Annotated in this window: 25 protein-coding genes; 10 read left to right on the top strand and 15 right to left on the bottom strand. The window is 61.8% G+C overall.

Going from position 1 to position 22560, the window contains the following annotated elements:
* Nucleotides 1–120: 120 nt before the first annotated feature.
* From H6M51_RS15515 to H6M51_RS15505, 3 genes are all read left to right on the top strand, one after another.
* A complete protein-coding gene (locus tag H6M51_RS15515; protein WP_185810723.1) occupies nucleotides 121–1323 on the top strand; it encodes a pyridoxal phosphate-dependent aminotransferase in 1203 nt (400 codons plus the stop codon).
* Between the two features lie 104 nt (nucleotides 1324–1427).
* A complete protein-coding gene (locus H6M51_RS15510; RefSeq protein WP_185810722.1) occupies nucleotides 1428–1715 on the top strand; it encodes a type II toxin-antitoxin system Phd/YefM family antitoxin in 288 nt (95 codons plus the stop codon).
* Complete coding sequence (locus tag H6M51_RS15505) at nucleotides 1715–2104, top strand: type II toxin-antitoxin system VapC family toxin (RefSeq protein ID WP_185810721.1); 390 nt, start codon at nucleotides 1715–1717, stop codon at nucleotides 2102–2104. Before H6M51_RS15510 ends, H6M51_RS15505 begins: the two co-directional genes overlap by 1 nt.
* 29 nt (nucleotides 2105–2133) lie before the next feature.
* Here H6M51_RS15505 and H6M51_RS15500 read toward each other — a convergent pair whose 3' ends face one another.
* From H6M51_RS15500 to H6M51_RS15490, 3 genes are all read right to left on the bottom strand, one after another.
* Entirely contained in the window at nucleotides 2134–3360 is a 1227-nt protein-coding gene (locus H6M51_RS15500) for a PQQ-dependent sugar dehydrogenase (RefSeq protein WP_185810720.1), read from the bottom strand.
* Between the two features lie 150 nt (nucleotides 3361–3510).
* On the bottom strand, nucleotides 3511–4716 hold the full coding sequence (locus H6M51_RS15495) for an OpgC domain-containing protein (RefSeq protein ID WP_185810719.1): 1206 nt from the start codon (nucleotides 4714–4716) through the stop codon (nucleotides 3511–3513).
* Between the two features lie 191 nt (nucleotides 4717–4907).
* A complete protein-coding gene (locus tag H6M51_RS15490) occupies nucleotides 4908–6032 on the bottom strand; it encodes a calcium:proton antiporter (protein WP_185810718.1) in 1125 nt (374 codons plus the stop codon).
* 129 nt (nucleotides 6033–6161) lie between these two features.
* Here H6M51_RS15490 and H6M51_RS15485 point away from each other — a divergent pair, with 129 nt between their 5' ends.
* On the top strand, nucleotides 6162–6431 hold the full coding sequence (locus H6M51_RS15485; RefSeq protein ID WP_185810717.1) for a DUF2188 domain-containing protein: 270 nt from the start codon (nucleotides 6162–6164) through the stop codon (nucleotides 6429–6431).
* Between the two features lie 14 nt (nucleotides 6432–6445).
* On the opposite strand, the gene H6M51_RS15480 is transcribed toward H6M51_RS15485, so the two are convergent.
* Nucleotides 6446–7414, bottom strand: coding sequence for a LysR family transcriptional regulator (locus tag H6M51_RS15480; protein WP_185810716.1), 969 nt, complete (start codon nucleotides 7412–7414; stop codon nucleotides 6446–6448).
* Nucleotides 7415–7506: 92 nt separating this feature from the next.
* Between H6M51_RS15480 and H6M51_RS15475 the strand changes: the two genes are divergently transcribed.
* Both H6M51_RS15475 and H6M51_RS15470 read left to right on the top strand, forming a co-directional pair.
* The gene (locus tag H6M51_RS15475; protein WP_185810715.1) at nucleotides 7507–8544 is read left to right on the top strand and encodes an NAD(P)H-binding protein; all 1038 of its coding nucleotides are present in this window, start codon (nucleotides 7507–7509) and stop codon (nucleotides 8542–8544) included.
* Complete coding sequence (locus H6M51_RS15470; protein ID WP_185810714.1) at nucleotides 8541–8924, top strand: DUF6220 domain-containing protein; 384 nt, start codon at nucleotides 8541–8543, stop codon at nucleotides 8922–8924. Before H6M51_RS15475 ends, H6M51_RS15470 begins: the two co-directional genes overlap by 4 nt.
* 49 nt (nucleotides 8925–8973) lie before the next feature.
* Here H6M51_RS15470 and H6M51_RS15465 read toward each other — a convergent pair whose 3' ends face one another.
* The 4 genes from H6M51_RS15465 to trxB form a co-directional block, all read right to left on the bottom strand.
* Nucleotides 8974–10074: an alkene reductase gene (locus H6M51_RS15465; RefSeq protein ID WP_185810713.1), complete on the bottom strand. Its 1101-nt coding sequence runs from the start codon at nucleotides 10072–10074 to the stop codon at nucleotides 8974–8976.
* Nucleotides 10075–10134: 60 nt separating this feature from the next.
* Nucleotides 10135–10428: a helix-turn-helix transcriptional regulator gene (locus tag H6M51_RS15460; protein ID WP_185810712.1), complete on the bottom strand. Its 294-nt coding sequence runs from the start codon at nucleotides 10426–10428 to the stop codon at nucleotides 10135–10137.
* Between the two features lie 361 nt (nucleotides 10429–10789).
* The gene (locus H6M51_RS15455; RefSeq protein WP_185810711.1) at nucleotides 10790–11686 is read right to left on the bottom strand and encodes a LysR family transcriptional regulator VtlR; all 897 of its coding nucleotides are present in this window, start codon (nucleotides 11684–11686) and stop codon (nucleotides 10790–10792) included.
* 20 nt (nucleotides 11687–11706) lie between these two features.
* Complete coding sequence (gene trxB / locus H6M51_RS15450; protein ID WP_185810710.1) at nucleotides 11707–12684, bottom strand: thioredoxin-disulfide reductase; 978 nt, start codon at nucleotides 12682–12684, stop codon at nucleotides 11707–11709.
* 236 nt (nucleotides 12685–12920) lie between these two features.
* Between trxB and H6M51_RS15445 the strand changes: the two genes are divergently transcribed.
* Nucleotides 12921–13388, top strand: a complete 468-nt coding sequence (locus H6M51_RS15445) for an Lrp/AsnC family transcriptional regulator (protein WP_006725561.1) — start codon at nucleotides 12921–12923, stop codon at nucleotides 13386–13388.
* 9 nt (nucleotides 13389–13397) lie between these two features.
* On the opposite strand, the gene H6M51_RS15440 is transcribed toward H6M51_RS15445, so the two are convergent.
* The 3 genes from H6M51_RS15440 to greA are packed head-to-tail and all read right to left on the bottom strand — an operon-like array spanning nucleotide 13398 to nucleotide 15955.
* Nucleotides 13398–14354 carry a glycosyltransferase gene (locus tag H6M51_RS15440; RefSeq protein WP_185810709.1) on the bottom strand — a complete coding sequence of 319 codons (957 nt, stop codon included), beginning with the start codon at nucleotides 14352–14354 and terminating at the stop codon, nucleotides 13398–13400.
* 3 nt (nucleotides 14355–14357) lie between these two features.
* Complete coding sequence (locus H6M51_RS15435) at nucleotides 14358–15479, bottom strand: glycosyltransferase family 4 protein (RefSeq protein ID WP_185810708.1); 1122 nt, start codon at nucleotides 15477–15479, stop codon at nucleotides 14358–14360.
* Nucleotides 15479–15955, bottom strand: coding sequence for a transcription elongation factor GreA (greA, locus tag H6M51_RS15430; RefSeq protein ID WP_185810707.1), 477 nt, complete (start codon nucleotides 15953–15955; stop codon nucleotides 15479–15481). The genes H6M51_RS15435 and greA overlap by 1 nt, the downstream gene beginning before the upstream one ends.
* A gap of 267 nt (nucleotides 15956–16222) precedes the next feature.
* On the opposite strand from greA, the gene H6M51_RS15425 reads away from it, so the two are divergent.
* Together H6M51_RS15425 and H6M51_RS15420 are read left to right on the top strand one after the other, a co-directional pair.
* Nucleotides 16223–17452: a putative DNA modification/repair radical SAM protein gene (locus H6M51_RS15425; protein ID WP_185810706.1), complete on the top strand. Its 1230-nt coding sequence runs from the start codon at nucleotides 16223–16225 to the stop codon at nucleotides 17450–17452.
* Complete coding sequence (locus H6M51_RS15420) at nucleotides 17452–18912, top strand: UdgX family uracil-DNA binding protein (protein ID WP_185810705.1); 1461 nt, start codon at nucleotides 17452–17454, stop codon at nucleotides 18910–18912. Before H6M51_RS15425 ends, H6M51_RS15420 begins: the two co-directional genes overlap by 1 nt.
* A 21-nt stretch (nucleotides 18913–18933) precedes the next feature.
* Here the strand turns inward: H6M51_RS15420 and H6M51_RS15415 are convergent, their stop codons facing one another.
* Together H6M51_RS15415 and H6M51_RS15410 are read right to left on the bottom strand one after the other, a co-directional pair.
* Nucleotides 18934–20478 carry an MFS transporter gene (locus H6M51_RS15415; protein ID WP_185810704.1) on the bottom strand — a complete coding sequence of 515 codons (1545 nt, stop codon included), beginning with the start codon at nucleotides 20476–20478 and terminating at the stop codon, nucleotides 18934–18936.
* 100 nt (nucleotides 20479–20578) lie between these two features.
* A complete protein-coding gene (locus tag H6M51_RS15410; RefSeq protein WP_185810703.1) occupies nucleotides 20579–21007 on the bottom strand; it encodes an SRPBCC domain-containing protein in 429 nt (142 codons plus the stop codon).
* Between the two features lie 112 nt (nucleotides 21008–21119).
* Here H6M51_RS15410 and H6M51_RS15405 point away from each other — a divergent pair, with 112 nt between their 5' ends.
* Complete coding sequence (locus H6M51_RS15405) at nucleotides 21120–21977, top strand: DMT family transporter (protein ID WP_185810702.1); 858 nt, start codon at nucleotides 21120–21122, stop codon at nucleotides 21975–21977.
* A 2-nt stretch (nucleotides 21978–21979) separates the two neighbouring features.
* On the opposite strand, the gene H6M51_RS15400 is transcribed toward H6M51_RS15405, so the two are convergent.
* Nucleotides 21980–22165: a hypothetical protein gene (locus tag H6M51_RS15400; protein ID WP_185810701.1), complete on the bottom strand. Its 186-nt coding sequence runs from the start codon at nucleotides 22163–22165 to the stop codon at nucleotides 21980–21982.
* 124 nt (nucleotides 22166–22289) lie between these two features.
* Nucleotides 22290–22484: a DUF2283 domain-containing protein gene (locus tag H6M51_RS15395; RefSeq protein WP_185810700.1), complete on the bottom strand. Its 195-nt coding sequence runs from the start codon at nucleotides 22482–22484 to the stop codon at nucleotides 22290–22292.
* Nucleotides 22485–22560 lie beyond the last annotated feature (76 nt).

The following is a 22560-nucleotide window of genomic DNA, read 5'->3' as shown; positions in this document are numbered from 1 at the left end:
GCAATTCTGCAGGCCTGTCGCAGCTTTCCGCTTGAAAGGCAGGGGTTCTTTCGCCATAGAGCTTGGACCTGAGGCCTCGGGGACCGGGGTCGATGTTCAATCAGCTCAGGACACGTACCAATGGCTTTCCTTGCCGACGCCCTTTCCCGCATCAAGCCTTCCGCGACCATCGCCGTCACGCAGATGGCCCGGGAGCTTAAAGCGCAGGGGAAAGACGTCATTTCGCTTTCCGTCGGCGAGCCCGACTTCGATACGCCGCAGAACATCAAGGACGCAGCCGTTGCCGCGATTGCCCGTGGCGAGACGAAGTACACGCCCGTTGCCGGCATTCCGGAGCTGCGCAAGGCGATCGCCGACAAGTTCAAGCGCGAGAACGGTCTCGACTACAAGCCCGAGCAGGTCATCGTCGGTACCGGTGGAAAGCAGATTCTTTTCAACGCATTCATGGCAACGATCAATCCGGGAGATGAAGTCGTCATCCCGGCACCTTTCTGGGTCTCCTATCCGGAAATGATCGCGCTTTGCGGCGGCACGCCTGTCTTCGTCGAGACGACGATCGAGAACAATTTCAAGCTGACCGCCGAACAGCTGGACAAGGCGATCACGCCGAAGACCAAGTGGTTCATGTTCAACTCGCCGTCCAACCCGTCGGGTGCTGCCTATAGCAAGGAAGAGCTAAAGGCGCTGACGGACGTGCTCTTGAAGCATCCGCATGTCTGGGTTCTGACCGACGACATGTACGAACATCTCGTGTTCGGCGACTTCGTCTATTACACGCCCGCGCAGGTCGAGCCGAAGCTCTACGAGCGCACGCTGACGATGAACGGCGTCTCCAAGGCCTATGCGATGACCGGCTGGCGTATCGGCTATGCGGCCGGCCCGCTGCCGCTGATCAAGGCCATGGACATGATTCAGGGTCAGCAGACCTCGGGCGCCTGCTCGGTTGCCCAGTGGGCGGCCGTCGAGGCGCTCAATGGTCCGCAGGACTTCATCACGGAATCGAAGAAGGCCTTCGAAGAGCGCCGCGACCTCGTCGTCTCGATGCTGAACCAGGCTTCGGGAATCGTTTGCCCGAAGCCGGAAGGCGCCTTCTACGTCTACCCGTCCTGCGCAGCGCTCATCGGCAAGACCGCGCCCTCGGGCAAGGTCATCGCGACGGACGAAGATTTCGTCATGGAGCTGCTGGCGACTGAAGGTGTGGCCACCGTTCACGGCTCGTCCTTCGGCCTCGGCCCGAATTTCCGCGTGTCCTACGCCACCTCGAATGCCAAGCTCGAAGAGGCCTGCAGCCGCATCCAGCGCTTCTGCGCTTCGTTGAAGTAAGCGCCTGCCTATTACTGCTGAGGGAAGGGCTCGCTGAAAGGCGGGCCCTTTCTGCATTTATCGGTTTGTTGAGGGTGCCGAGTGCCTGTGGTATTCTCGGTTGCATGAAAACCGTCAGCCTGCAGGAAGCCACACGCGATCTGGAAGCGCTCGCCGATGCCGTCGAGCGGGGCGAGGTCGTGACCGTGACACGCGATGGGAAGCCTGTGCTGGATCTGGTGCCGCATGCGGCGGCAGAGGCGCAGAAGCCGAGGGCTAAGAAGGGTGGAATCGATTGGGAGGCCGGTCAGGCTTATTTGCGGTCGAAGGGGATCGAGAATGCAGTTCCATACATCGCCGAAGATTTTGATGATCCGCTTCCGGAAGATTTCCTCCTAAGGCCGCTCCCGTAGTGTCGTCCGTCCTGCTGGATACGCACATTGCACTTGCCTTTTTCGGGCGCTCTTTTCGGCAGCATTTTCCTTCCATACACGCACTACTCGAAGTTGGAGACGTCGAGGGGTTCGTCAGTGCCGCAACTCTTTGGGAAATCGCAATAAAAACCAGGCTTGGCAAGCTGGACATCGGTATGCCGCTGAGTGATTTGCCGGAAGCCATAGCGTCAGTCAGACTGCAGATACTCGGGATCGAAGTCTCCCACGTCCTCCACACCTTGGATCCCGAGCCGCCCACCCGCGACCCTTTTGATCGTCTGCTTCTCGCCCAGTGCCAAGTCGAGGGCTTTGAGCTTGTTACGGTCGACCGCGCCCTGGTCGACCACCCTCTGGCATTCCGCCCCTGATCTCGGCGATCAGGGGCGGAGAGCTTGGTTCAGCCCTTGGTCAGCTTCACGATCGTCGAATTGCCGCCGCCGCGCTGCTCGGTGACGGCGTAAACCGCGCCGTCTGGGCCGACCTTCACGTCGCGAATGCGGGCTTCGAGAGCGACGCGTTCCTCATGCTTCACGCGGTCATTTTCCATATGCAGCACGACCACGCCCTGGCTGACGAGGCCGCCGACCAGGAAGGCGCCTTTCCATTCGGGGATGGCATCGGCATCGTAATAGGCCATGCCCGAGGGAGCGATGACCGGATCCCAGTAGTAGATCGGCTGTTCAGTGTCGGCCATCTGCGTGATGCCGTCGCCCACTTCTTCGCCGCTGTACTCGACACCATAGGTGACTTCCGGCCAACCGTAGTTCTTCCCGGCTTGGGGAAGATTCAGTTCGTCGCCGCCCTTGGGGCCATGCTCCACTGTCCACAGGCGGCCCTCACCGTCGATGGTGGCGGACTGCAGGTTACGGTGGCCGAGCGACCAGATTTCCGGCTGGGCGCCGTCCTGGCCGATGAAGGGGTTCCCTTCCAACGCCTCGCCGGTCTGGCTGATGCGGAAGATCTTGCCCAGGCCGCTCTGAAGGTCCTGCGCCTGCACGCGGGGTTCAGCATCTGACCTCTCACCGACCGTGACGTAGAGTTCACCCTCTGGACCGAAAGCGAGGCGGGATCCGAAGTGCTTGTTGCCGTCGTGAGTCGGCATCTGTCGGAAGATGATGCTCACGTCTTCAAGCGCGCCGCCGCCCTGGTCGTCGGGGACGAGCCGTGCGCTGGCGACGGATGTGCCATTGCCGTCCTCGCGCGGTTCGGCGAAGGAGAAGAAGATCCTGCCCGAGCTTTCATAGTCAGGAGCAAGCGCCACGTCGAGAAGACCACCCTGGCCCTCGCTGAAGACTTCGGGAACGTTGGCGATCTCAGGTCCCGCCTTGCCGTCGGTGCCGATGATATGCATGGCACCGGCCTTCGCGGTCACGAGCATGCGGCCATCGGGCAGGAACTCCATGGCCCACAGATGCGGCAATCCTTCTGCCACAACTTCGGTTTTGACGTCCACGGGTTGTGCCGGCTGCGGTGCCCGGGTTTGACCCTGGAAGGCCGGTTCCTGGTTCGGTGCATTGGGGGCCTGTGTCTCCACCGGGTTGCCCCCTTGCTGGGCGAGGGCGGGCAGGCCGGCAAGGCTGACGCTGAGCATCGTTCCGGCGAGAATGCGGGGCAAACGGTTCATCAATTCCTCCTGGTCTGGTGCTTGGACCCGTTCAACGCGTGACATGCGTCGAAGCTCCCGCATCGGCAGTCTCTGCGCGATCAAGAATCCTTTATCCGCTGGTGAGCAGATCGGCCCTTCGGCAAGGAAGCGGGTACGAGACCCGCTTCCTCATGCCGCGGACTTGATCCAGCTTCCCACAAAGGGCGTGCCGGCGAAGATCTTCTCGCGGTCGCGCCACAGAGCCGGCACAGCGAGCAGACCAAGAGCCGCGAGCGTGATCGCCGTCTTTGTCAGTTGCGACAGTTCCGGCGTCCGGGCGTCGAGATAGTAGACCATGTAGACGATCAGCACGTGCCAGACATAGATCTGCAACGAGTGACGGCCGAGCAACTGCAGGAAGCTCAGCGTGAAAAGGCTCGTCAGCGTCGAGGCGATCTTCTGGATGATCGGGCTCTGATGGCGTGGGCCGGCGATCAGAAGCCAGGCGAGGCCGTAGGCGACGGCCGCGAAATTGATGAGGTAAACGGGTCCGAAGTCTGCACGGACTTCCATCAGGCCGAACTTTTCGAGCACGAAGCCCGGCATGAAGCCGTGCGCGGTTGCAATGCGCAATGGCAGGAAGAAGAGGGCAATCGCAAGCGCCGTCCAGGCAAGCGTCGTGCGGTCGGGGTCGAAGACCTTCTGCCACTCGATCTTCTTCATCGAGGTCAGCGTGCCCGCGATGATGCCGGCGAAGAAGACGATCTGCCAGCCGAGGAGGTTGAAGGAGACACGCAGCCCTTCCTTGTCCGGCGCGCCACCAAGCCAGGCGTCAAGCGGGAATGTCACCATGCGGTGCAGGCCAAGCTGGGCGGCAAGCCAGACCAGCAGCGAACCGATTGCCACGCCAAGCCACTGGCCGCGCAGGCAGAGCCAGATGACGGCGGGCGCAAAGATCATGTAGGCGATGTATTGGGGCAGGATGTCCATGAAGGTCGGCTGGACCAGGAAGGTCACCACCGGTGCGAGCGAGCCCGGATCGAGAAGACTTGTCTCGCCCAGCCAGTTCTTCCAGGCGTCCACCGCGCCCGGCAGCACGAGTTGCAATGCCAGGACGATGAAGATGATCGCCATGGCGTAGCGATAAAGCTCCAGCGCCCGTGACCAGATGCGGTCTCGTCCAACGGCATAGCCGTCCTTCATCATCTTACGGCTATAGACCATGCCGGTCAGCAGGCCGGACAGGAAGACGAAACCCTGGGCGTCCTCGACGAAAGCGAGGTTCCGGTGGTTGACCTCCACGAGCCAGAGGCCCCCGGTGAACACCATGTGGTTGATCAGCATGAAGACGAGGAAGTAGCCTCGCATGCCGTCGATCACGTCCAATCTCTTCACGTGCGACTCCCGAGTTGGCCCCCCGGTGACCGGCGGGGGCGATCATCTACCGCATCATGTTGACAATGCGGCGGGAGGCCCGCTCTGGGCCGATCCGTGCTCAGGGAACGGCAACTTTCCGCAAAAGTTCCGCAGGGAGTAGCTCACGGATCCGTGCCCGGATGTCGCAGGCTCGCTCAAGTCACACGCGTTCAGAGCCCAAGGAATGCGAGCATGATGAAGGTGGCAAAGAGGACGAAATGAGTCATGCCTTCGATGGCATTGGTCTCTCCGTCGTTGAGATTGATCGCGGCGGCGACCAGCGTGATCGCAACCATCGTCGTCTGAACCGGGGTCATGGCCATGACGAAGGGCTGGCCCGTGTAGAGGGCGATCGCCTCCATGACAGGCACGGTGAGAATGACGGTGGAGAGCGACGCGCCCATGGCGATGTTGACAACGGCCTGCATTCGGTTGCGCAGGGCCGCCCGCATGGCGGTCAGGATCTCGGGGGCTGCGGAAATGCCCGCGACGAGGATCGCGGTCAGGGCAACCGGGGCGCCGGTGCCTTCAAGGCCGGCGTCCATCAGGACCGACATGACTTCGGCCAGCACGCCGATCAAGACCACGCCGAAGAGGATCACGCCGATCGACCAGAGCGTCGACCCTTCGTCATGCTCCTGTTCGGGGAATTGAGCCTCGTTCTCTGTCTCATGCGGCTGATCCCAGGGGCGGCCGCTTTGGCGGCTCGGATAGCTGTAGGAGAAGAAGTAGCTGTGCGTCCCCACCTGCATGCGCAGGAAGAGCGCGTAGAGCGCGATCATCGCCCCGATGGTGAAGACGGAATAGTACTGCCAACGGTCCCGGGGAATGAACTCCGGCACGATCATCGAAATACCCATGGCCGTCAGGATCATGACGCCATAGGTCTTGCCGCTGTCGTCGTTATAGGGTTGCTCTCCATGCTTCAGGCCGCCGAGCAGGGCCGCGAGTCCCAGGATGCCGTTGATGTCCAGCATGACGGCCGAATAGATCGTGTCCCGCACCAGCGTCGGCGAAGCGCCGTTGTTCATCATGATCGCCAGGATCAGCACTTCCACGGCGACCGCCGAGAGCGTCAGGATCATCGTGCCGTAGGGATCGCCAACCTTGTGCGCCAGGATTTCCGCATGGTGGGCGACGCGCATGGAGCCGACCACAATCGACGCTATCAGGCCGGCGGCCGCCAGCAGCGATGGAATTTGCCCGGCTTCCAGAACAGAATGTTCTAGCCAAAGGGCGAGCACCGCTGCAACGATCGGGATGAGAAGAAGTCTTTCCTGCCGGATCCGCGCCACCGTCTTCTCCTTCTGCCGAACGTGCCCCGGTAACGAGGCTGGCAGGTTCGCTGTTCCGACTCGTCCGATCGAGGTTTGCGCCCTGCATGTTTTAATGGGATACTCCCATCAGCCGAGGAGGAGAAGGCCATGGTGAAAATCACCTATGAGATCGTTCCTCACGACGGCGGTTGGGCCTACAGGCTCGGAGGCGTCTATTCGGAGGCGTTTGCGACCCATGACCAGGCGCTGGAAGCCGCGCGCATCGTGATGGAAGAGCAGCAGGTCGGCGATGAGCCGGTGACAATCAGCTACCAGGATGAGAGCGGGCGCTGGCGCGAAGAGTATAGCGACGGTGGCGACCGGCCCGAGGTGGAGATCGTCGATGCCTTCTCTGCTGAGGAAAGGCCGCAGGCCTGAACGGGCGCGAAAGCTCAATCGACAGAATCGGTTGCGGCGTTTGCTTCACGTTTTGATTGCGTCTGGATTGTGCTCGCTGCGGGCTTGCAGGGAAGTCGCACCCAGGCATCAAGACCTGAAACCAGCGCATCAAAGGTTGCCCGGAAGCGTGGGACGGTCTTCAAGGTTTCGTGCATGACCACGAAGGTTTCGAGCGAGATATCGAGGGTTCCCGGGAGGATTTCGACCAGGTCCTTATCGCATGCCGCAAAGGCATGCTGGCACATGCCGATGCCGAGGCCGGCGCGAATTGCCGCCAGTTGCACAAGGTTGCTGTCGGCTCGAAAATCAAAGCCGATGCCGGCGAGGTCAGGCCGGTGCCTCAAGATTTCCCTGATATAGGCCAACTGTCGGTCGAAGCCGATCAGGCGATGCTGCGAGAGCGCGTCGAGCGTTTCGGGCGCGCCGTGGCGCGCGACATAATTGCGATGGGCGTGGAAGCCGAGAGTGATCCTGCCGACGCGGCGGCTGAGTAGGGCGGACTGGCTCGGCTGCACCATCCGGATGGCGATATCAGCTTCCTGCTGCAGCAGGTCCTCGACAGTATCAGAGGCCGAGAGCTCGAGTTCCAGCGCCGGATGCTCTTCCTGCAGCAGTGCCAGGACCGGCGGCAGAACCTCCACCGCAATGACTTCACTCGCGCTGATGCGGACGGTGCCACGCACCTCCTGCATGTCGCCCGAGGCGATGCGCGCCAGTGCTGCGGACATGGCCGCCATGCTGCGGGCATGGGCCTTCATGGCCAAGGCCTTCTCCGTCGGCAGGAGACCCTGGGGTATGCGCAGGAACAGGGGCGCGCCGAAGGCCAGTTCCAGTGTCTCGATATGCCGTCCTGCGGTGGGCTGAGTAAGGCCAAGCTGGCGAGCGGCGGCAGAAAGGGAGCCCGTTTCGACAACGGCGAGGAAGGTTCGGTAGTGGTCCCAACTGATGTGATCCAAGGTCATGCATTTATGTATATCAACTGTACGGATTCTGGCAATTCCGAATATCCCCGTCGCGTGGGAAGGTCATTCCTGTTCAAACCAGGAGAATGGATATGACCGATTTTTCGAACCCTGCCTTGCAGCTGCCACTCGCGCTGGTTCTCGGCGCAACGGGTGGCATCGGCGGAGCGCTGGCGAAAGCTTTGCTTCAGCGCGGCTACGGCGTACGCGCCATGCATCGCCGCCCCGAAGAGCAGATGTCGTCGCGACCCGAATATGAATGGGTTGGCGGAGACGCCATGCGGGCCTCCGATGTGCTGGCCGCAGCTCAGGGTGCCAGCGTCATCGTGCACGGGGTCAACCCCCCGGGCTACCGGAACTGGGGCGAACTCGTCCTGCCGATGATCGACAATACGATTGCGGCCGCGCGGGCGGTCGGAGCCCGCATCCTGATGCCGGGCACGATCTACAACTTCGGCCCCGAGGCGTTCCCGCTGCTTGCCGAGGAAAGCCCGCAGCGACCGGTGACCGTGAAAGGAAAGATCCGCGTCGAACTCGAGCAAAGGCTGGAGCAGGCGGCCCAGGAAGGCGTTCCGGTGATCATCGTCCGGGCAGGGGACTTCTTCGGGCCCGACGCCGGCAACAACTGGTTCGCCCAGGGGCTGGTACAGCCGGGCAAGCCGGTGCGCTTCGTCATCAATCCCGGTCGAAGGGGCGTGGGTCATGCCTGGGCCTATTTGCCTGACGTCGCCGAGACCTTCATGCGTTTGCTCGATCGCGCAGACGAGTTGCCGCGCTTCTCGCGCTTTCACATGAACGGGTTCTTCGACCATGACGGGGTGCAGATGGCGCAGGCTATCGGTCGGGTCGTGGGCCGTCCGGAAATTCTAACCTTTGGCTTCCCCTGGCGGCTAGCCGGTCTTGCGCGTCCCTTCGTGCCGCTGATCAACGAGCTCCACGAGATGCGCTATCTCTGGCGGGAAACGATCCGCCTCGAAAACCGCCGCCTTGTGAAGTTCCTGGGCGAGGAGCCGCAGACCCCGATTGACCTGGCTGTGCGTACGACGCTGCAGAGCCTTGGCTGCCTTCCGCAGGGTCCAATTGTAAATGATCGGGCTTCGGCACATGTTGCGATGGCGGACAGGCCATGATGCGGTCTTCCATCGACGCGTCGAGCGGGTTTTTCGTGTTCAGGTCTCTGGTCTGGCTGACCCTTCTGGGCATCGCGGTGCAATTCTTTCTGGCGGGTCTCACGGTGTTCGGTGGAGGCGCAGGCTGGGAAGTGCATGCTGCGACGGGCGGCGCGCTCGCGCTGCCCATCCTCATCGTCTTCGCGATGACGTTGAGAGGTGTGCTGGCTCGGTTTCGAGGGTTCGCATCGCTGCTCCTGGGGGGATATCTGGTGCAGGTAACGCTAGCCGCACTCGGAGATGGGCTGCCCATGCTCGGCGCTCTGCACCCGGTCAACGGGCTCGCCATGGGGCTCGTCGCATTCGTTCTTGTCGGGCGGATCCGTCAGCGCCGTCCATGATCCCATGGCTCAAGAGAAAGGGCCCCCGCTTCCGGGAGCCCTTCGCAGTTTATGCCAGGGCCGGGTAGCTTGTGTAGCCTTCCGCGCCGCCGCCATAAAGCGTGGCTTGGTCCAGCGGGTTGAGGGCTGCATCTTCCTTCAGGCGCCGCACGAGGTCCGGGTTTGCGATGAAGGGGCGACCGAAGGCGACGAGATCGGCATAACCGCTTTCGACAGCCTCGATCGCGGAGGCGCGGTCATAGCCATTGTTTGCGATCCAGGCACCCTTGCCACCGGCTGTGCGATAGGCAGCCTTCAGCGCCTGCCAATCGAAGGGCTCAACGTCACGCGGGCCGCCGGTCGCGCCTTCGATGACATGCACGAATGCGAGATCGAATCTGGCGAGACCTTCGACAAGCGCCGTATAAACGGTCTTCGGGTCGGGATCCGAGACATCGTTTGCCGGCGTCGTCGGCGAAATGCGGATGCCGGTTTTCTCGGCACCGATCTCGCTGACCACGGCTTCGACGACTTCGAGTGTCAGACGAATGCGGTTCTCGACCGACCCGCCATACTGGTCGGTGCGCTGGTTGCTGTTCGAGCGCATGAATTGCTCGAGCAGGTAGCCGTTGGCCGCATGGATTTCGACACCGTCAAAACCTGCTTCGATGGCCGCACGGGCTGCCTTGCGGTAGTCTTCCAGGATGCCGGGGATTTCCGCCGTCTCCAGGGCGCGCGGCTCGGAGGTCTCGACGAAAGCACCGGAGCCATCGGCGTTGAGCACGTAGGTTTTCGACTTCGCAGCAATGGCCGAGGGAGCGACCGGCTTGCCGCCTTCTGGCTGGAGGCTGGTGTGGGAGATACGCCCGACATGCCAGAGCTGGATGACGATCTTGCCGCCGGCTGCGTGCACGGCGTCGGTGACCTTCTTCCAGCCCTCGATGGCTTCGGATTTGTAGAGCCCGGGCACGTCCGCATAGCCCTGGGCCTGATGCGTAATGGCTGTGCCTTCGCTGATGATCAGGCCGGCGGTTGCGCGCTGCCGGTAATATTCGACGTTCAGATCGTTCGGTACGGCGCCCGGCGAACGGTTGCGCGTCAGCGGGGCCATGGCGATGCGGTTGGACACGGGGATGGTGCCGACGGATGTCGGGTCAAAAAGCTTGGACATGAAACCTCTCGGGATTTTCCGGCGACGGGAGGTTGCCGCCGGCAGACCCGATGTGGGGCATCAGAGGGTATTGTTCAAGGACTTGATGAATTCCGAAATCGTATCTTCGTTGCGGCGATAGAGTACCCGCTGGCCCACCCGCTTGGAACTAATCAGGCCGGCACGCTGCAGGGTCGCAAGATGCGCAGATACCGCCGACTGCGACAGCCCCGACCGCTCGAATTGGCCGGCACTGATACCGTCTACCGCCTCTTCCTTCGGCACGCCGAAATATTCCTTCGGATCTTTCAGCCAGATCAGCATTTCCATCCGCGCCGGGTGCGCCAACGCCTTCATCACGTCCTCAAGGAACATGTCCCCTCCAGTATCAGCATGTCAGTCCAAGGCGGATTGATCGCTGCTGCCGCACACCCGGGGGCGCACAGACAAGCTCCGCCAGACGTCCAAACGCGCGGGCCCGTCCATTGTTCCAACGAAATAACAAAAAAAGAGGGCCACCGGAAAAACCAGGGCCCTTTAAATTGTGAAGGTCAAAAACCTCCAGAGGGGAACAGCTGCTGCGGTGGAACTGGGAGGAAAAAGCCACCATGTGCATCAGCTGTGTGCGATATGGTGGTTTTTTGTGCAGTGAACAATGCTTTTTTATGCATGTCAGGCATGCGCGAACTGCAGGTCTGTGTGCAGGGCCAACAAAAAAGGCAGCCGACGGGCTGCCTCAGAAGTTCCAGTTGCGGGCTTTCGCGACAATGAAGTCCCTGAAAGCCTTGAGTTTTGCCGCGTTCTTGATCTCGTCCGGATAGCAGAAATAGGTATCGAAGGAGGGGACGTCGGCACTTGTCACAAGCTGCAGCAGGCCCGGGTCGCGGCCGACAATGTAATCGGGCAGCATGGCGATGCCGATGCCGAGCAGGCAGGCGCGCTTGATCGAGGTGAGGCTGTTGATCTGCAGATGCGGGATGCGCGGATTGTCCGAGGTGCGTCCCGCCACTTCCAGCCAGTTGACGTCGAGCAGGTAGTTCGGTGCCGGCTCGCCGAAGGTGATGATCTTGTGGTTGTCGAGATCCTCGATCGACTGCGGCTCCCCATAGCGGTTGATGTATGAGGGGGCTGCATAGACGTGCATGTGCACGGTGAACAGCTTGCGCTGGATGAGATCCGACTGCTGCGGCTGGCGAAGGCGAATGGCGCAGTCGGCATGGCGCATGTTCACGTCCAGCTCCTCGTTGTCGAGAATGAGCTGGATCGACATATCAGGGTAGAGCTGCAGGAATTCCTGGACCTTATCGGTCAGCCAGCCCTGGCCCAGACCGACGGTCGTCGTCACGCGCAACTTGCCGGACGGCTTCTCCGTCGTCTCGGTCAGCTGCATCTTGACCGTCTGCAGCTTCAAGAGAACGTCATGGGCGGTGCGATAGAGCAACTCGCCCTGTTCGGTCAGGATCAGGCCGCGCGCATGGCGGTGAAAGAGCTTGACGCCGATGTCCTGCTCCAGCGAGGAGACCTGGCGACTGATCGCCGACTGGGACAGATGCAGCTTGTCTGCGGCATGGGTGAAGGACCCGGCTTCCGCAGCGGCATGGAAAATGCGCAGTTTGTCCCAGTCCAGCGGCATGCCGCCCCCTCTCATATCGCTTATTCCGCGGCTTGCTGTGTCTCGACGGGCAAGGCCGAGAGGAAGCGTTCGGCCTCGAGCGCTGCCATGCAGCCCATGCCGGCAGCGGTGATCGCCTGACGATAGACATCGTCGGTGACATCACCGGCCGCGAAGATGCCGGGCACATCGGTTGCGGTCGAATCGGGTGCGGTCCAGAGGTAGCCGTTGGACTTGAGTTTCAGCTTGCCCTTGAACAATTCGACGGCCGGAGCGTGGCCGATCGCGACGAAGACGCCATCGATCGGCATATCGGTGACCGCGCCGGTCAGGGCATCCTTCAGCCTGACGCCCGAAACGGACGGCGGCATCGGCGGCTTGGCCGGCGTGCCCGTGATTTCCTCGACCGTGGTGTTCCAGAGGACGCGGATGTTCTCCTTGGCGAAGAGGCGCTCCTGCAGGATCTTTTCCGAGCGGAATGAGTCACGGCGGTGCACGACGGTGACCGACTTGCAGATATGCGAGAGGTAGAGTGCTTCCTCTACGGCAGAGTTGCCACCGCCAACGACGATCACGTCCTTGTTGCGATAGAAGAAGCCATCGCAGGTGGCGCAGGCAGACACGCCGAAGCCCTGGAAATGCTGTTCGCTTTCGATGCCGAGCCACTTGGCCTTTGCACCGGTGCAGATGATCAGGGTATCGGCGGTCCAGACCTGACCGCTGTCGGTCTTGATGGTGAAGGGGCGGTGGCTGGTGTCGACTTCGGTGACGAGGTCGCTGACGATCTCGGTGCCGACATGCTTCGCCTGGTTCAGCATCTGCTCCATCAGCCACGGACCCTGGATCGGGTCGGCGAAGCCGGGGTAGTTTTCCACATCGGTGGTGATCATCAGCTGGCCACCCTGTTCCATGCCGGCGATCAGGACCGGCTTCAGCATGGCGCGGGCGGCGTAGATCGCTGCGGTATAGCCGGCAGGGCCGGAGCCGATGATCAGCACCTTGGTGTGGCGGGCAGTCATGTCGCTTCCTTTCAACGCGCGTTTCCTGTCGTCGACCGGGGCCTAGCTCGGGGCGCATCCGGCATTCGCGCTCGTGACGCTCATTTAGGATCGAAGCGCGAAGCAATTCAAGGCATGCGGCCGCATTAGCAACAGAGCTTTGCGCCACGGCGCAATAATTGTGCGTGAACGCGGTCGATTCTTGCCAATTGCGTCCGATGGAGTAGATAACGCCCATATCTTCAAAAGGAGCGACCGTGCTCAAGGTAGAACTCGACGCCATCGATCTGCGCATTCTGAAAGAACTGCAGCGCGACGGGCGGATGACCAATGTGGAACTCTCCGAGCGCGTGGGCATTTCGGCGCCGCCCTGCCTGCGCCGGGTGCGCAAGCTCGAAGAGGCGGGCGTGATCGAGAGCTATCACGCGGTGCTGAATGCCAGCCGTCTCGGCTACGACCTCGTTGCCTTCTGCATGGTCGGTCTGAAACACCAGTCGGAGGCCAATCTGAAGGCCTTTGCGGCGGCGACCGACAGCTGGCCGATCGTGCGCCAGGCCTGGATGGTCAATGGCGACAGCGATTTCCTGCTGCATTGCGTGGCAGAGAACCTGACACGCTTCCAGGACTTCGTCATCGAGGTGCTGACGGCCAACGAGCATGTCGACACGGTCAGGACGATGCTGACGATCCGGCAGGTCAAGAAGGTCGGTTTGGTCGAAATCTGAGCGACAGGCTCAGAAGGGTTTCAGGGCCTCAGCCAGCCTCGCACGGAAACCGGCGTCGATCTCCAGGAAGCGCTTGCGGGCGGCGGATCCCAGCCGCTGCTTTTCCGAAGCATCCATGCGAATCAGGCTCTCGACGACCTTTTCCATCGCGGCGAGATCCACGAGGTAGTTCGTTCCCAGATGCCGCGGCTCGGTGCGCCCGTAGGGAATGAGCAGGCCGCAATCGGTCGACACATGCTCGTTCATCGGCGGGCCGTCGGTGGTGACGGCGACCGCGCCGACCGACAGCGCTTCGACGAGGTGGTGCCCCCAGCCTTCCGAGCGGGACGGGCAGAGATGGATGCCGCAGCTGTTCTGCAGCTCTTTCAGTTGAGCATCGGTGATGTAGCCGCTGACCACCCGGATATTGGCGATGGCCGCAGCCTTCGGATGCGGATCACGCTGCACGAGAACCAATTCTGGCCATTCCGGATGCCGTGACCACAGTTCAATGACGTCTTCCGTGCCCTTCAGCGTGCTGCCGCCTGCGAGATGGAAAAAGCTGTTCCAGTTCTTCGGCACCGTCTCATCGAGCCGGTCCTCGGAGGTGAAGCCGACATAGGCGGTCGCGACACCCAGGCCGCGAAAGATCTCTTCGGCGTGGCGGCTTTTTGCGAGAACGAGATCGATGCCTTTCAGTCGGCCGAGGTGACGGCGCGGAAAGCGTTCCTGGTTCGGGCAGAGTAGGTTGAACCGGCCCGCACTGAACCAGCGCGGGAAAGCGCGTTCAACATGGAGGATGGTCTTCGCCTGCTTGCGCCGGAGAAGGCGGTCGAGCAGGGACCTCGCGCGAATACCCTTTGTCGCGACGCCTTCGGAGCGCCCGATCGAGGCGAGAGCTTCGATCAGCAGATTGGTATCGCGCGTCAGACCGAAACTGTTGTCCTTGTTGACGATCAGGATGTCCAGGAGGTCGCGCGTCGCCATCGGTCAAGCATTTCCAGAGGTTGCGGGTCGTGACATTGTCGTCGCATGGGGCAGGGCGGTGCCAAGCAGGCCCGCATAAACTTCGGCCAGTTGGTCGGCTTCGCGTTCAAGCCCGAAAGCCGCTTCGACGTGTTCGCGGCCCTTCCGGCCCGCCTGCATGGCCTTTTGTGGCTCCAGGAAGGCCGAGATCGCGTCGCGCAGGCGCTCGTAGTCACCCGCCGGCACGACCGATCCAGTCTCGCCCTCGACGATCATTTCGGCATAAGCGCCTGCGTCACTGGCAACCACCGCGGTGCCGGATGCCATCGCCTCAAGCGGGGTAAGCCCGAAGCCTTCGTTGCGGGACGGGGCAACGTAGAGCGTCAGGCGGCGATACCAGGGCTTGATGTCATCGACTTCGCCAATGAAGCGGATGCGATCGGAGAGGCCGGCTGCCGCTATGTCGGCCTTCAGCTTGTCGGCAAAGCTCGCATGTTCTGACGTCACCCGGCCGGAAATGACGGCCGTCCATTCGGGGTTCTGCGGCAGAAGCTCGATCATCGCCCTGACGAAGAGATCGGTGCCCTTCTGGTGGCGGACACGACCGAAGCAGCCGACGAGCTGGCGGCCCTTCAGATCCTCGGGAAGGCCTGTGTCTATCTCTTCGGACGGGTGGAACAGCTGCAAGTCTACGCCGTGGCGTATCACGGTATGCGGAACCTTCAAGAAGGAGCCCGATTTCGCGTTCGTGGCAACGACCGCATCCATCTTCGAGATCAGCCAACGGGTGTAGCGGCTGTGATGGCGCTGTGCCGCCGAGGTGAAGAGAAGCTTGAGGGGCATGCGGAAGGCGTCCCGGAGGATCAAGCCTGCCAGCATCTCGTTGTTGCGACGGGCATGCCAGACGCGTGGCTTGCCGTTTCGCGGCGTCTTCCAGAGTGCCGGCAGCTGTGACCAGCGCATTTTCGGCAGATGGTCGGGAAGTCCGGGACCCAGCGTCAGGATGCCGAGACCCTGACGTCTTTGTTCTGGAACAAGCTGGATGACCGTTGATGTCACACCGGAGAGGCGCCGCTTGAAATGCGGCGCAACCACCGTGATCTCGTCGAGGGAATGTGCCACGGAAACGCCCTTTCGGACTGACATCAACCCCACTTGACCGCGAGGATCTCGTAGGCCTTCGAGCCGCCGGGGGCGACGACTTCGATGTTGTCGCCGACTTCCTTGCCGATCAGGGCGCGGGCGATCGGGGACGAGATCGAGATGCGACCGGCCTTCACGTCGGCTTCCTGATCGCCGACGATCTGATAGGTCTTCTCTTCTTCGGTGTCCTCGTCGATGAGTTTCACCGTCGCGCCGAACTTTATCTTGGAGCCGGACATCTTCGAGAGGTCGATGACTTCCGCGCGGGCGATCAGATCCTCGAGTTCGCCAATTCGACCCTCATTGTGGCTCTGGGCTTCCTTGGCGGCGTGATATTCCGCATTTTCGGAAAGGTCGCCATGAGCGCGCGCCTCGGCAATCGCCTCGATGATGCGCGGACGCTCTTCCTGCTGACGCCAGCGCAGCTCTTCGCTGAGCTTCTCGAAACCGTTCTGCGTCATCGGTACCTTGTCTACCATTTCCTCTTCCTTCGTCTTCATGGCCGCGAGCGCGGGCACAAAAGAAAACAGGTTCCGAAGCAAAGCTGCGGAACCAGTCACAAATCAAGCTGATGAGGACTATAGCAGAATGGTCGGCGAAATTTCCAGAGTTTTCGTCAGCCACTCCCCAGGCTGCGTTTCAGCGGGAAAAATTCCAGTAAAAACAATGAAGCGCGGACCTGATGGACGGAATGCCGCAGTCGATTTCCTTGACGATCGTCATGAGAACGTTTAGAGAACATTCTCATGAAGAAGTCGCTCAAAGAACGCCTCGCCATTCTCTCGGATGCTGCCAAATATGATGCGTCCTGTGCATCCAGCGGTACGACCAAGCGGGACTCGTCGGCCTCCGGTGGCCTTGGCTCGACAGAGGGATCGGGCATCTGTCATGCCTATGCGCCGGATGGTCGCTGCATCTCGCTTCTGAAGATCCTGCTTACCAATTTCTGCATCTATGACTGTGCCTATTGCATCAACCGCTCCTCCAGCAATGTCGAGCGGGCCCGGTTCACGCCGGACGAGGTGGTGTGGCTGACGATCGAATTCTACCGACGCAATTATATCGAGGGCCTGTTCCTCTCGTCCGGGATCATCAAGTCCTCGGATGATACGATGGCCGAGATGGTCAAGATCGCCCGTGATCTCAGGACCAAGCATGATTTTCGCGGCTATATTCATCTGAAGACGATCCCCGAGGCGTCCGCGCATCTGGTGGAGGAGGCGGGGCTTTATGCCGACCGCCTGTCCATCAATATCGAGCTGCCGACCGACCACGGGCTGGAGCGTTATGCGCCGGAGAAACGGCCGGTCAACATTCGCCGCTCGATGGCTGATCTAAGGCTCAAGATCGACGAGGCCCGCGAGCCGACGCTGACCGGCCGGCGCAAGAAGTTCGTCCCCGGCGGGCAGAGCACCCAGATGATCGTCGGCGCCGATGGCGCTGACGACGCGACGATCCTGGGTTCCAGCGCGCGGCTCTACAGCAGCTATGGGCTGAAGCGCGTCTACTACTCGGCTTTCAGCCCGATCCCGGACAGTTCGCGCAATCTGCCGCTGATCAAGCCGCCGCTGATGCGCGAGCACCGCCTCTATCAGGCCGACTGGCTCTACCGCTTCTATGGCTTCTCGGTGGAAGAAATCGCCTCGATCGGGCAGGACGGCATGCTCGATCTTGAACTTGATCCGAAGCTTGCCTGGGCACTTGCCAATCGCGACCGCTTTCCCGTCGATATCAACAAGGCGGATCGCGAGACCTTGCTGCGCGTGCCGGGCTTTGGAACCAAGACCGTCAACGGGCTTCTCTCGGCTCGCCGTCATCGCCGTGTGCGGCTGGAGGATCTGACCCGCATCGGCGTGTCGCTCAAGAAGGTGCGGCCCTTTATCGTTGCCGAGGGCTGGTCGCCCAACCGCAGCCTGGACCGGTCGGATCTGCGGGCGGTGTTTGCGCCGCCGGCCGAGCAGCTGTCCTTGTTCTGATGCGGACCGTCACGCTGGAAGGGCGAGGAGCGTTCGACGAGTGGCGCGATGCCGCGCGGGCGCTTCTGGGGGATGGGGTCGTACCGGAGCAGGTGCGCTGGCAGCTCTCGGGCGCGGCGGGCGATCTCTTCGGGTCGGACGCCGGGGCGCCGGTGCCTCGTGAGCGGGCCCTGGAGATCGCCGTGTCCAAGGCATTCATCGAGGCAGCTGAGGCGGCGATCTGTCATTCCGAGCCGGACCGTTTTTCGCTGCTCTACCGTATTCTCTGGCGGCTGCAGACGGAGCGCAGCCTTCTGCAGGTGCGATCGGATCCCGATGTCGCCGACCTCGTTCGCCTGATCAAGAATGTGCGCCGCGATAGCCACAAGATGAAGGCCTTTGTACGGTTTCGCGAAGTCGCGGCCATGCAGACAAAACGGCGGCGTTTCGTGGCCTGGTTCGAGCCCGAGCATTTCATCGTCGCGCGCACCGCCGGCTTCTTCCAGCGGCGCTTCACCGACATGGACTGGCTGATCGCGACGCCAAAGGGCTCGGCCGCCTGGAATGGGCAGGAGTTGAAGACCTCCCGCGAGCCCGCGGCCAGGCCGGAAGCGGAAGACGAGACCGACGAGCTGTGGCGGACCTATTTTGCCAATATCTTCAACCCGGCGCGCGTGAAGATCCGGGCGATGCAGTCGGAAATGCCGAAGAAGTATTGGAAGAACATGCCGGAGGCCTCGCTCATTCCGGACCTGATTGCCGGTGCCGAGCGACGGGTGCAGGAGATGGCCGCGCGCGAGGCAAGCCAGCCGCCGGCGTTTCACGAGCGGCTACAGGCGCAGTGGCGCGGGCGGGAGGAGGAAGGCTCGTCGACCGACTTGCCGCCGCTTGTACGGCTTCGACAGGAGGCCGCCAGTTGCACACGCTGTCCGCTGCATTGCCATGCGACGCAGACGGTGTTCGGCGAGGGACCTGATGATGCCGAGATCATGTTCGTCGGCGAGCAGCCCGGTGATACCGAGGATCTTGCGGGACGGCCGTTTATCGGTCCGGCGGGGCAGGTGTTCGACGAGGCTGTTGAGGCTGCTGGAATCGACCGGTCGCAGGTCTATGTCACCAATGCGGTCAAGCATTTCAAATATGAGCGGCGCGGCAAGCGGCGCATCCATATGCGTCCGGACGCCGGTGAGGTCGCCCGTTGCCGCTGGTGGGTTTCAAAGGAAATCGAGGTCGTCCAGCCGCGGATCGTCGTTGCGCTCGGGGCGACCGCCTATCTGTCGCTCACCGGTGAGAGCCGACCGATCGCCGAGGTGCGCGGCATGCCGATCCCCATGCAGGACAACCGCATGCTGCTCGTCACGACGCATCCCTCGGCGATCCTCAGGATGCCGGACCCGGATCTGAAGGCGCGCAGCCTGGCGGCGTTCCGGTCAGACCTCGGGGACGCAAAGCGGTTGTTCGACACGCTGCACTTGCGCTGATCCGCTTTCCATTCCTGACAGTCAATGGCCGCCGATGCGGCTTTCGTCCAGATCCGTCCGCTCGTAGACCCGCGCGGCAACGGCGGCGAGCAGGAGCAGGGTCACGGTGGCCAGTGCACAGCAGAGGGCAAAGCCAGAGGCGTAGCTGGCCTTGGCCACCTCGATCCATGGCGCAGCTTCATTGCCAGTGTTGCGCGCGACTTCGAGGGCGGTTCCGAGTGCCGAGGTGACGGACGTCTGGTCGGTGGCGGAAAGGCCGGTCAGGTCGGCATCCTGCATGCCGAACCGGTAGAAGAGCGTGCCAAGGCTGCCGAGGACCGCGACGCCAAGCGCACCGCCGAACTCGGCGCTGGTTTCGGAGATGGCGGACGCCGAGCCCGCGCGTTCCGGCGGCGCCGTGCCGACGATGAGGCCTGTGGTCGTCAGGATCACCGGCACGAAGCCGAGGCCCATGACCATGCTGGCGCCAAGCACGCCGATCAGGCTCTCGTTCCAGGCGGCAATCGCCATCAGGCCGGTGCCGAGTGCGTTGACGACCAGTCCCAGCAGCACGGTGCGGACAGGGCCGAGACGGTTCGTCACGCGCCAGGCCTGGAAGGACATGACGGTGAAGACGAGCGAGGAGGGGATGGACCAGAGGGCGGCCTTCAGCGGCGTCAGGCCGATCACCAGCTGCAGGAAGAGGTTCTGGAACAGGAAAAGGCCGAAGATGAAGAAAACGCCGGCCAGGTTGACCATCAGTGAGGCGGTGAAGGCCGGGATCCTGAACAGGGCGAGATCGATCATCGGGTGTTCGAGCACCTTCTGGCGCCGGACGAAGACGGTGCCCACGGCAAGGCCGAAGAGGATCGGTACAAGCTGCATCAATTCGAAGCCTTCGGCGGCCATTTTCTTGAAGCCGTAGACAATCGGCAGCACGGTGAGCAGGGACAGCGCGACGCTCAGGAGATCGAGGCGGCCGGCGTTTTCATCCTTGTATTCGGGGAGCAGGAAAGGCGCGCTGGCAAGAAGGCCTGCCATGATCGGGACATTGATCAGGAAGACCGATCCCCAATGGAAGTATTGCAGCAACAGCCCGCCGATGAGTGGGCCGATCAGGCCGCCCAGCGCAAAGGCGGTGCCCCAGATGCTGATTGCGCGGTTGCGTTCGCTTTCGTCACGGAAGAGGTTGACGACGAGCGAGAGCGTCGAAGGCGCGATCGTGGCACCTGCAATGCCGAGCAGGGCTCGGGCGACGATCAGCATCGAGGCGGTGTTGGCAAAGGCGGCAAAGACGGAAGCCGCACCGAAGAAGAACGCGCCGATCAGGAGTACCTTGCGACGGCCGATCCGGTCGCCCAGCGTTCCCATGGTGACCAGGAAGCCTGCGACCATGAAGCCATAGATGTCGTTGATCCACAGAAGCTGGGTGGCCGACGGATCAAGATCCGCGACGATCGCCGGCATGGCCAGAAACAGGACCGAAAGGTCCATGGAATAGATCAGACAGGCAATCGACAGGATCAGAAGACCGATCCACTCGCGGCGGGTGGCCTTGCCGGAAACGGCCTCAACAGTCACGGACATCTGGAAATCTCTCAAATCAAACCGCCGCAGAGTGCCGTAGCCCCGGGCTTTCGACAAATGTCAAATATTGATGGAACATTTCAGTCCCGTTGATTGACGATTAGACGCCCAGTTCCGCCGCGAGTCGATCGAAGTTCTGCTCGTTGGCCAGCGCGATGAAGCGCTCGATCTCACGGTTTTCCGGCGTGTCGTCAAACTGCATGTGCCAGGTCATGCGGGTTCCTTCGCGCTGCGTAGCCAGCGTCACCTCTAGCGTGAACATATGCATCGGCTCGTGGTGCAGGGCGAGGATGCGGGACGGCGGTTCGATCGCCTGAAAGGTCCAGCGATTGAAGAAATCGGCGCCGTCGGAATTTGTCATGGTCACGAGCCAGTCGCCGCCTGGCTGAAAATTGAAATGGGTGATGTCGTTGGTGAAGCCCTGCGGTCCCCACCAGCGGGCAAGGGTCGCCGGATTGGCAAAGGCGGCGAAGAGTGTTTCTGCCGGTGCGTTGAAGACGCGTTCGGTCACGATGTGCAGCTTTTCCATGGAAACCTCCGGAGTTTCGCGGCTTGCCAAGCCAAGAGGCTTCGCGTTTAACACGCGTCAGACCCCGCCGGATAGTCTTGCGACACGGCGCCGTCCGGGAGGTTTTTTGAGGTTGCATTCGACATTTGTACTCACTGGCGTCGCCATGCTGGCCTTTGCCGCCAATTCGCTTCTGGCACGTGAAGCGCTGGGTGCGGTATCGATCGAGGCTGCGGGCTATACCGCAGTGCGGATCGTATCCGGCGCGCTGGTCCTCTATGCCCTGATGCGGCGTGGGCAGCTTCAGTCTGCATCAGCCGCCAAACGGCTGCCGGGCGATTGGTGGGCCGCTGCGGCGCTGTTTGTCTATGCGATCGCGTTCTCGGCGGCCTATCTTTCGCTTGGCGCGGCCACGGGAGCGCTGATCCTCTTTTCTTCGGTCCAGGCGAGTATGCTGGCCTTCGGACTTCTCAAAGGTGATCGGCCGAGCCTGCGGGAGGTGATCGGTTTTGCGATCGCTTTTGGCGCCTTCGTCTATCTCATCCTGCCCGGCGTGGGACGACCGGATCTCGTCGGCAGCCTGCTGATGATCGGATCGGGCGCCGCCTGGGCCGCTTATACGCTGCGCGGTCGAGGGTCGCGGGACCCGATCGGCGAGACGGCAGGCAATTTTGTCCGGGCTTCCGTCTTCTGCCTGCCGCTGGCGATTTTCGCGCTCCTTTACGAGTCGGCGACGTTTGCTGGCGTTCTCCTGGCGCTAGGCTCAGGTATCGTGGCTTCCGGCCTTGGATATTCCGTCTGGTATAGAGCCCTGCGCGGGCTTAGCACCTTCCAGGCAGCCCTCATTCAGCTCTCCGTCCCGGTGATTGCGGCACTGGGTGCCATCCTCTTCCTCAATGAGAGGCTGACCCTGCATTTTGTGGTCGCGGCGACCTGCGTCATCGGCGGTATAGCGTTTGCTATTCTCGCCAAGCAGAAGCGCCAGGTTTGAATTCACCCGAAGAGCTCAATGAGCCCGGATATGATCGTGGCTCCACCGATCGGGGCGATCAGAAGCAGGATGATGTTCAAACCGACGATCCAGGCCAGCGCCTTTTGCTGGCGCGGCGTCAACTGCTCTGGCCCCCGGTTCGCCGGCGGCTCTGGCGGTGGCGTGTAGTTCTTGAGATCGAGAAACATGACGGGAAGCCTGCCTCCGGTGCCTGACCACTAGCATCGACCGGATGATAGATAGGCAGCGGCCAAGCTTTTCCAGCGCTGACTTTGTCCTTGAAGAAGAGATTACCCGGGCGTTGTCATTCGCTCAGGCAGCATCATCGAGTGCCGCCGCTGGCAGATTGGTGCGTGCATTGAGCACTTCAAGACCAACGATTCGACCATCGCGGTCATAATCAAACACGATGCCTTCAGAGACCTCTTTGCTCTCCAGGACCGGCTCCGTGGAAAAACGAATATAGGCAGCATTGGCAGCTGCATCATATTCCAGTCTGGGCTTCATCTCGGCATCCGTGCGCTGCGATTGATAGAAGCCGCCAGGATAGGCGATCTTTGCCTAAGTCACAAAAAACTCCGCG

This window comes from Rhizobium sp. AQ_MP (assembly GCF_014237835.1).
In the GTDB taxonomy this organism is placed as follows: Bacteria; Pseudomonadota; Alphaproteobacteria; order Rhizobiales; family Rhizobiaceae; genus Allorhizobium.
Note: the sequence above shows the minus strand (reverse complement) of the source record. Positions and strands in the feature narration are given on the sequence as shown.